This is a genomic window from Micromonospora sp. NPDC003776, from assembly GCF_053605645.1.
In genome coordinates this window covers 1-8,181 of record NZ_JBSGJR010000298.1, presented here as the reverse complement: position 1 = coordinate 8,181, position 8,181 = coordinate 1, and the positions used below count along the sequence as shown (strand labels likewise).

Here is an 8,181-nt window from a genome sequence, read left to right as displayed (position 1 = left end):
GTGGCCTCCACGGCTCTGGAGGCCACTCTTTCCGGGAATCAGGCCTGTCGCGCCGGGGCGGCGGGCGGGGGCGGGCCGGGCGGTCGTCGGGGCGTGACACGATGGCCGGGTGAGTGGTGCCGTGCAGGCGGGCTACGCCCCGCCGACCCGTCCCGACCCGCCGGCGCCCGGTCGGCGTTGGTTGCGCTGGCTGGTGCCGGCGACGGTGGCCTGGGCGGTGCTGCTCGCCGGGCTGACCTGGTGGTCGGTGCGGCACGACCCGCCGACCGTGAAGGAGCAGCGCACCCTCGGTGAGGCGGCGCCGGTGGTGGACCGGGCGATGGGCCGCCTGGTGGCCGCGCTCGGCGACGACGCCTGGGAGCTGACCCCGGCGCGGGTGGCGCGGGGCTGCCGCGTCACCCCGCTCTCGCACGGGGCGACGCTGACCCGGGGACTGGACGTGCCGGTGCCCGCCGGCAGCGAGCGCGCCCTGCTGGACCGGGTGGCGCAGCGGCTGCCCGCCGACTGGCGGGCCGGGGTCGCCACCGAGGTCGGCCGTCCCCGGTTGCGGGCCGACGCGGGCGAGTTCGTCGCGATCGACGGGCGCGTGGTCGCCGACGGCCTGGTCCGCTTCTCCGCCGCCAGCGGCTGCCGCCCGGCCGACACCGACCTCGTCGAGCTGCTGCCCGGCTACCCGGCCGGGCCGGAGCTGACCGCGGCGCTACGCGCGCTGGGCCGGGCCACGCCGGACGCGGCGCAGGTCGCGGCTCCCTGCCCGGCGGGTGGGTCGGCCCGGACGGTCAGCGTGACCGCCGGCGCCGTGCCCGCCGCGCTGGCCGCGCTCCGCCCGCTCGGTGCCGTCGTGGTCGACCGCCCCGGGCTGTACGCCTACCGCACCGGCTCCGTCGCCGTCCTGGTCGACACCACGGGCGACCAGCTCCGCCTGGCCGCCTCCACCGGCTGCGCCGGTTGACCCCGGTCGGCCGCCGCCCTGCGCGGCCGCCGCCCGCCGCGGTCCGGTCACTCTGCTGGTCGTGTCCCTCGGCCGGCTGTTCGCCGTCGGTCACTCTTCCGTCGGTCGGCTCCCGCGCCGGCGGTCCACCCGCCGATTGTCCGCCGGCCCGGCGGGGTCAGCGCTCGCGTTCGTGGTCGTGCGGACCGCGGCTACGGCCCAGCGCGTCCACCCGGCCCCAGCGGCCGGGGATGTCGAGCAACTCGACCCGGCCCATCCCGTCCGGCACCGCCGGGTCGATGATCAGGTGCTCGCCCTGCGGCTCCAGGCCCAGCATGACCCGCAGCAGCAGCAACGGCGTGCCGGCGGACCAGGCCTGCGGGCTGCACGCGGTCGGGTACTGCACCGGGTAGTCGGTGAGGTCGCGTTCGTAGCCGGCGAACGCCTCCGGCAGCCGCCCCTGGAAGAAGCGGGACGCGTCGAGCATCGCCGCGCAGATCCGGCCGGCCTCCTCCCGGAAGCCGTACTTCCACAGGCCCCAGGCGATGATCGAATTGTCGAACGGCCAGACCGTGCCGACGTGGTAGCCGATCGGGTTGTACCGGCCCTGATCGTCGCCGAGGGTCCGTACCCCCCAGCCGGAGAAGAGCCGCGGCCCGAGCAGGTGCCCGGCGATGGTGGCCGCCCGTGACTCGTCCACGATGCCGCTCCACAGCAGGTGGCCGATGTTCGAGGAGAGGGCGTCCACCTGGCGCCCGTCGGGGTCCAGCGCCAGCGCGTAGTACTCCCGGTCCGGGATCCAGAAGTCCCGGTTGAACTGCTCCTTCAACGCCGCCGCCTCGCGTTCCAGCTGATCGGCGTACCCGGGGTCGTTCCAGAAGGTCCGGGCCAGTCGCGCGCCGCGCAGCTTGGCGTCGTACGCGTATCCCTGCAGCTCACAGGTGGCCCGGGGGAAGTCGGGGAGCCGGCCGTCGGAGTACGAGATCGAGTCCCAGGAGTCCTTCCAGCACTGGTTCTGCAGCCCGGTCTCCGGATTGCGGGTCAGGTACGAGACGTAGCCGGTGCCGAGCAGGTCCCCGTAGCTGTCGATCCAGGCCAGCGCCGCCCGGGTCTCGTGCTCCAGCATCCGGACCAGCTTCCCGTCACCGGTCCACCGCTCGTACTCGTCGAGCAGGATCACGAAGAGCGCAGTCGAATCGGCCGAGCCGTAGTACGGGGAGTGCGGCTGCTCCTCGAAGCCGGCGGTCTCGCCGTAGCGCAGCTCGTGCAGGATCTTGCCCGGCTCCTCGTCCCGGAAGTCGTCCAACCGGCTGCCCTGGAGACCGGCCAGCATGAGGATCGTCGGTGGCACCAGCTCGGGCAGGAACGGCAGCACCTGGAGCGAGGTGAAGATGCTGTCCCGCCCGAACAGCGTCATGAACCAGGGCAGTCCGGCGGCGAGCAGCCGTACGCCGAGCGTGATCGACTCGTACCGGAGGGCGGCGAGATCGTTCAGGCTGCGCCGGTAGGCTCCGGCCAGCGGCTGGCAGTCGCAGCCGAGCTTCGGGGCCTGCGCGATCAACTCGTCCTGCTCGGCATGGATGGCCGCGACCGAGCGGTGCCCACCGACCGGGAGGGTGTCCCGGATGTCCTCGCCCCGGGCGCCGTAGATGACCGTGGTGATGTGCAGCCGGGTGGTCCACTCGCCGTGCGGCCCGACCCGGATCCGGAAGGTCATGCCGCTCTCGTCGATGTCGGCGGGGGCGGTCGTGGTGATCACCGCTTCCCGGTGGAACGCCTCCCGGCGGTAGGTGAGCCGGAGTTCGTTCTCCCCGACCGTCGGCGTGGTCCGGCCCTTCTTCTGCCGCTTGTGCTTGATCTCGAACAGGTCGGCGAAGTCCGAGCCGACTTCCAGCCGCAGGCTGAACTCGACCTCCTGCTCGGCGTGGTTGAGCAGGGTCAGCTCCTCGTCGAAGCTGCCGCCGATCGACCGGCTCCGGATCAGCGAGACCTTGGCGTCCAGATAGTGCGTCGGTTCGCCGGGAACCATGAAGAAGCGCGTGCGGTAGGACTGCGAGTCGTCGATGGAGAGGGCGTGCAACCGCTCCCCGTTGAGGGTGAGGATCCAGGTCGAGATGAACCGGGTGTCGAAGGAGAAGAGCCCGGTGGGGAAGTCGAAGGACGGCTCGATGTTGCCGCGCCGGTCGCTGACCAGGAACGTGTTGCCGTCCAGGATGCTGACCCGCTCCTTCATCCTGCCCGTCCGAGGTGCTCGCGGGCGGTCTGCCGGGGATCCCGGGTGCCGGGCGGGTCGGGGAAGAACCGGCGGAGGAGCAGGAACAGCCCCACGTTGCCGCTGAAGGTGGCCTCGTTCCGGAACAGCGCCGCCATGCCGGCCTCGCGGCCGGCGGTCAGTTCCTCGAACAGCTTCCCGCTGACGGTGAAGGTGGCGTCGGCCGGCCGCTCCTGCTCCCGGCCCACCCGGGCCGTGCCGGGACCCAGCTCCACGTACCAGTGCTCGGTGCGGTTGCCGCTGGTCAGGTCGATCTGGAGGAGGCCGGTGGTCGGGCCGCGCAGCACCGCCGGGGCACGCGCCGGCAGTGACGCGAAGAACCGCTCGATCGCCTCGCCCACATCCGAATGGTAGGCAGCAGTCGGAAATACCGGGTCAATATCGGCGGGCCGCTCAGCACGAACATTTCGGGCGGGCGGGCCGACTGCCCTCAGTAGACGAGCGCCTGCGCTCCCTCGGCCATCGCCTCCTCGACGAAGACCGCCGCCCCGGCGATGCGTACGCCGGGGATGACGTCGTCCTGGCCGATGTCGCGGCGGGCCGCGCACTGCGTGCAGGCGGTCACCTTGCCGGTGGCCAGGATCACGTGCAGCAGCTCGGCCAGCGGCGCGGAGTGCGGCAGCTCGAAGTCCTGTGCCCGCCCGGGCAGCGCGAACCAGGTCGACTCCCCGGTCAGCCAGAGGGACACGTCGACACCGGCGGCGGCCGCGGTGGCGGCGACGGTGAAGGCCTGGGCGCAACGCTCGGGGGCGTCGGCGCCGGCGGTGGCCTTGACGACCAGAGTGCGGGCCATGTCGCCCAGCATAGGATGGCCGGGATGGTTACCGAGATCGGGTTCGTCAGCCTGCTGGTCGCGGGCCTCGGCGCGCTCGCCGGTGGCCTGGTCTACCTCGCTGTTCGCATCTCGAGAGGAAAATGGTGAGCGAGAATCCGCTGCAGCCGCCGTGGCTGAACGCGCCGCCGGTCGACCCGTACCCGTACGAGGAGAGCCACGACCTGCGCGTCGGCCCGAAGCTGCACCGGAGCCTGGACGGGCTGCTGCCGTACATCGGGGTGTGGCGCGGGCGCGGGCGGGGCGGCTTCCCCACCATCGAGGACTTCGACTACGCGCAGGAGATCCGGATCAGCCACGACGGGCGGCCGTTCCTGTTCTATGAGTCCCGGGCCTGGATCCTCGACGAGGAGAGCCGCCCGGTCCGGCCGGCCGGCCGCGAGGTGGGCTGGTGGCGTCCGGTGATGGACGGCGACCGGGTCACCGACGAGCTGGAAGCGCTGATGAGCACGCCGACGGGCGTGATGGAGCTGCACATCGGCAAGCGCACCGGCACCCAGATCGAGTTCGCCACCGACGCGGTGGTCCGGACGGCCACCGCCAAGGAGGTCACCGCCGGCGCCCGGCTGTTCGGCATCGTCGAGGGGGCCCTGCTCTACGCCCAGGAGATGGCCGCCATGGGCCACGCCCTGAGCCCCCACCTCTCCGCCCGCCTCACCCGCGTAGCCGGCTGACCCCCGCGGAAGCGCCCGCTGAAGCGCCGTTGATCAAGGAGTTTGCGTCTCCGAGGAGATCAACTGTGACGCAAACTCCTTGATCAACCGGACGGGGCTCCGGCCGAACTATGATCGGACGGTGTCCGAATCCTCCCTGGCGGAACTGCTCCGCTCCCGTGGGCTGCGGCTGACGGCGCAGCGGCAGCTGGTCCTCCAGGCGGTCATGGAGCTGGGGCACGCCACGCCGGAGCAGGTGCACACGGCGGTCCGCGAGGTCGCCGCCGGGGTCAACATCACCACCATCTACCGGACGCTGGAGCTGCTGGAGCGGCTCGGCCTGGTGACGCACACCCACCTGTCGCACGGCTCGCCGACCTACCACGCAGCGGGCGAGCACCAGCACGTACACCTGGTCTGCCGGGAGTGTGGCGCGATCGACGAGATCGAGCCCGAGCTGCTCCGCCCGCTGGCCGACCAGTTGGCCGCGCAGCGGGGATTCCAGGTCGACATCGGGCACGTGGCGCTCTTCGGCGTGTGCGGCCAGTGCGAGAACGGGGGACGTGAATGATCGACATCGCGGGCGCGGTGGCCACCGACGCGATCGACGAGGAGACCCGGGACCAGCCCGAGCCGGCCCACCGGGCGGCCGGGGTGGGTCCGGTGGCCGCCCACTACGGCGACCCGATGCGCGAGCAGCGCACGCTGGCCACCGGGGTCGGCCTGGTGGACCGCTCGCACCGGGGCGTGGTGGCGGTGCCCGGCGAGGAGCGGATGAGCTGGCTGCACACGCTGACCAGCCAGCACCTCGCCGCGCTGCGCCCGTGGCAGGGCACCGAGCTGCTGGTCCTCTCGCCGCACGGCCACGTGGAACAGCACGCCATGGTGGCCGAGGACGGCGAGACCACCTGGCTGGACACCGAGCCGGGGATGACCACCGGCCTGCTGTCGTACCTGGAGAAGATGCGGTTCTTCAGCAAGGTGGAGCCGCGCGATGCGACCGCCGATCATGCCCTGCTCTCGCTGGTCGGGCCGGAGGCCACCGGCGCGCTCGACACCCTCGGGGTCACCGGCCTGGCCGCGCCCGACGTGGTCGGGGTGCCGGGTCCGAAGTTCCGCTCCGGCGAGCTGCCGTCCCGACCCACCGTGGTGTACGACGTGAAGCCGCTGCCCGGCGGCGGTTGGGCCCGTCGGGTGGCGCTCGGCGTGGACCTGCTGGTGCCGCGGGAGGCGATGACCCAGGTGGTGGACGAGCTGCGCGGTGCCGGGGTGCCGGTGGCCGGGTTGTGGGCGTACGAGGCGATCCGGGTGGCCGCTCGGCGCGCGCGGGCCGGCGTGGACACCGACCACCGGACGATCCCGGCCGAGGTGGAGCTGATCGCCCCGGCCGTGCACCTCGACAAGGGCTGCTACCGGGGCCAGGAGACGGTGGCCCGGGTGCACAACCTGGGCAAGCCGCCGCGCCGCCTGGCCCTGCTGCACCTGGACGGGGTGACCACCGACCAGCCGCCGGTCGCCGGCACGCCGGTGACGCTGGATGGCCGCGCGGTCGGCTTCGTGGGCACCGCGGTGCACCACTACGAGCTGGGGCAGATCGCCCTCGCGGTGGTCAAGCGCAACGTCCCGGACGACGCCCGACTGATGGTCGGGGAGGCGGCCGCCGCGATCGATCCGGCGTAGCGGGTGGAAGGCGGGAAGTTTTCCGCCGCGATGAGCTGGCGTCGGGGATTCTTCCGTCCGGAGGGCCTCCGGTCTAGGATCCGGGCATGACCACAGGGACGTTGATCACGGTTGCCCCCACCGGCGCGGAGTCGGCCAAGGCGGAGGTGCCGGCGCTGCCGGTGACCCTCGACGAGCTGCTGGTGACCGCCAAGGAGTGCGAGGCGCTCGGCGCCTCCGTGATCCACGTCCACATCCGGGACGACGAGGCGAAGCCCACCCTCGACCAGGGCCGGCTGCGGGAGACCGTGGCCGCGCTGCGGGAGAGCACCGACCTGATCGTGCAGCTCTCCTCCGGCGGCGCGGTGACCGACCCGGAAGCCGACCGGCTGGCCGTGCTGGACGCCGGCCCGGACATGGCCTCCTGCACCATGGGCACCGTCAACTTCGGCGACGACGTCTTCATGAACCGGTGGGAGTTCATCGTCGACCTGCACACCCGGATGCAGGAGAAGGGTGTCGTCCCCGAGTACGAGATCTTCGAGCTCGGCCACCTCACCGCCCTGCAGCGGCTGCTCGGCAAGTACGGCCTGCCGCACGGCGGCCACGTGCACGTCGACTTCGTGATGGGTGTGCCGGGCGGCATGCCGGGCACCACGGCCACCCTGGTCGCCGCCCAGCAGATGCTGCGCGACCTGCCCGAGGGCACCACGTTCTCGGCCACCGGGATCGGCCGCAGCACCATCCCGGTGCTTTTGGCGTCCCTGTCGGCCGGCGGCCACCTCCGGGTCGGGATGGAGGACACGGTCACCTACGCCAAGGGCCGGCCGGTGGAGTCCAACATGCAGCTGGTCGCCCGCGCGGTCGGCTTCGCCCAGCTCGCCCAGCGCCCGCCGCTGACCACCGCCGAGGCCCGGGCGCTGCTCGGTCTGTAAGCGACGCCCCGCCCGGCACCCCTGTACGCCCTCGGCCGCCGCCGCTGGTCACCCCGCTGCCGGACCCGCCGGGCCCCTCGGTACCGTCCACTGCGTGGGAAAGACGTACGAGGGCGGCGTGCCGCTCGCCGAGGTGGTCCGGTCCGGGTTCGTGGAGGGCCTGCACCGGGGTTCCGTGGTGGTGCTCGACGCCACCGGCACGCCGGTGGCCGGGGCGGGGGACGGCACCTCGCCGATCTTCCCCCGGTCGTCCAACAAGCCGATGCAGGCGATCGGGATGCTCCGGGCCGGCCTGCCGCTGACCGACCCCGCCGACGTGGCGCTGGTCTCGGCGAGCCACGCCGGCGAGGAGTTCCACGTCGAGCGCGTCGGTGCCCTGCTGCGCCGGGGCGGACTCGACGAGGAGGCCCTGCACTGCCCGCCGGACCTGCCGGTCGGGGAGGCAGCGCGGGAGGCGGTGCTGCGGGCCGGGGGCGGGGCGCGGCGGATCCAGATGAACTGCTCCGGCAAGCACAGCGGGATGCTGCTCACCTGTCTCGCGGCCGGCTGGCCGCTGAACGGCTACTGGCTGCCCGAACACCCGCTCCAGCAGCGGCTGACCGCCGCGATCGAGGAGTTCACCGGCGAGTCGGCGGCGGCCGTCGGGGTGGACGGCTGCGGCGCGCCCGTGCTCGCCGTGTCGCTGACCGGTCTGGCGCGGGCGTACCTGCGACTGGTCTCCGCCGAGCCGGGCACCGTGGAGCGGACCGTGGCGGACGCGATGCGGACGTTCCCGGAGCTGGTGGGCGGCACCCAGGCCGACGACACCCGGCTCATGCGGGGCGTACCCGGGCTGCTGGCGAAGGTCGGCGCAGAGGGGGTCATCGCGGCCGCGGTGCCGGGGTTCGGCGCGGTCGCAC

Annotated in this window: 10 protein-coding genes; 7 read left to right on the top strand and 3 right to left on the bottom strand. The window is 73.1% G+C overall.

What is annotated here, in order from left to right; genetic code table 11:
* The first annotated feature begins 109 nt into the window (after positions 1 to 109).
* The gene (locus tag ACWEVO_RS22375) at positions 110 to 952 is read left to right on the top strand and encodes a hypothetical protein (RefSeq protein ID WP_452309475.1); all 843 of its coding nucleotides are present in this window, start codon (positions 110 to 112) and stop codon (positions 950 to 952) included.
* A 157-nt stretch (positions 953 to 1,109) separates the two neighbouring features.
* Here the strand turns inward: ACWEVO_RS22375 and ACWEVO_RS22370 are convergent, their stop codons facing one another.
* The 3 genes from ACWEVO_RS22370 to ACWEVO_RS22360 all read right to left on the bottom strand — a co-directional run bounded on the left by ACWEVO_RS22370 (position 1,110) and on the right by ACWEVO_RS22360 (position 4,008).
* Positions 1,110 to 3,164, bottom strand: a complete 2,055-nt coding sequence (locus ACWEVO_RS22370) for an amylo-alpha-1,6-glucosidase (protein WP_452309474.1) — start codon at positions 3,162 to 3,164, stop codon at positions 1,110 to 1,112.
* A complete protein-coding gene (locus tag ACWEVO_RS22365; RefSeq protein WP_452309473.1) occupies positions 3,161 to 3,544 on the bottom strand; it encodes an SCP2 sterol-binding domain-containing protein in 384 nt (127 codons plus the stop codon). The genes ACWEVO_RS22370 and ACWEVO_RS22365 overlap by 4 nt, the downstream gene beginning before the upstream one ends.
* A gap of 89 nt (positions 3,545 to 3,633) precedes the next feature.
* Positions 3,634 to 4,008, bottom strand: coding sequence for a DsrE family protein (locus tag ACWEVO_RS22360; RefSeq protein WP_452309472.1), 375 nt, complete (start codon positions 4,006 to 4,008; stop codon positions 3,634 to 3,636).
* Between the two features lie 12 nt (positions 4,009 to 4,020).
* Between ACWEVO_RS22360 and mtfM the strand changes: the two genes are divergently transcribed.
* From mtfM to ACWEVO_RS22330, 6 genes are all read left to right on the top strand, one after another.
* Complete coding sequence (mtfM, locus tag ACWEVO_RS22355; protein ID WP_046570768.1) at positions 4,021 to 4,125, top strand: small membrane protein MtfM; 105 nt, start codon at positions 4,021 to 4,023, stop codon at positions 4,123 to 4,125.
* On the top strand, positions 4,119 to 4,709 hold the full coding sequence (locus ACWEVO_RS22350; protein ID WP_452309471.1) for an FABP family protein: 591 nt from the start codon (positions 4,119 to 4,121) through the stop codon (positions 4,707 to 4,709). The genes mtfM and ACWEVO_RS22350 overlap by 7 nt, the downstream gene beginning before the upstream one ends.
* A gap of 121 nt (positions 4,710 to 4,830) precedes the next feature.
* Positions 4,831 to 5,259, top strand: a complete 429-nt coding sequence (locus ACWEVO_RS22345) for a Fur family transcriptional regulator (RefSeq protein ID WP_452309470.1) — start codon at positions 4,831 to 4,833, stop codon at positions 5,257 to 5,259.
* Complete coding sequence (gene ygfZ / locus ACWEVO_RS22340) at positions 5,256 to 6,368, top strand: CAF17-like 4Fe-4S cluster assembly/insertion protein YgfZ (RefSeq protein ID WP_452309469.1); 1,113 nt, start codon at positions 5,256 to 5,258, stop codon at positions 6,366 to 6,368. The genes ACWEVO_RS22345 and ygfZ overlap by 4 nt, the downstream gene beginning before the upstream one ends.
* 86 nt (positions 6,369 to 6,454) lie before the next feature.
* The gene (locus ACWEVO_RS22335; protein ID WP_452309468.1) at positions 6,455 to 7,282 is read left to right on the top strand and encodes a 3-keto-5-aminohexanoate cleavage protein; all 828 of its coding nucleotides are present in this window, start codon (positions 6,455 to 6,457) and stop codon (positions 7,280 to 7,282) included.
* Between the two features lie 94 nt (positions 7,283 to 7,376).
* Positions 7,377 to 8,181 (top strand): asparaginase (locus ACWEVO_RS22330; protein WP_452309467.1); only part of this gene is annotated, 805 nt, incomplete at its 3' end.

Coding starts and splice junctions, on each gene's coding strand:
- ACWEVO_RS22360 (WP_452309472.1), bottom strand. CDS start 4,008: ATGCTGGGCGACATGGCCCGCACTCTGGTCGTCAAGGCCACCGCCGGC.
- ACWEVO_RS22335 (WP_452309468.1), top strand. CDS start 6,455: ATGACCACAGGGACGTTGATCACGGTTGCCCCCACCGGCGCGGAGTCG.
- mtfM (WP_046570768.1), top strand. CDS start 4,021: ATGGTTACCGAGATCGGGTTCGTCAGCCTGCTGGTCGCGGGCCTCGGC.
- ACWEVO_RS22350 (WP_452309471.1), top strand. CDS start 4,119: ATGGTGAGCGAGAATCCGCTGCAGCCGCCGTGGCTGAACGCGCCGCCG.
- ygfZ (WP_452309469.1), top strand. CDS start 5,256: ATGATCGACATCGCGGGCGCGGTGGCCACCGACGCGATCGACGAGGAG.
- ACWEVO_RS22370 (WP_452309474.1), bottom strand. CDS start 3,164: ATGAAGGAGCGGGTCAGCATCCTGGACGGCAACACGTTCCTGGTCAGC.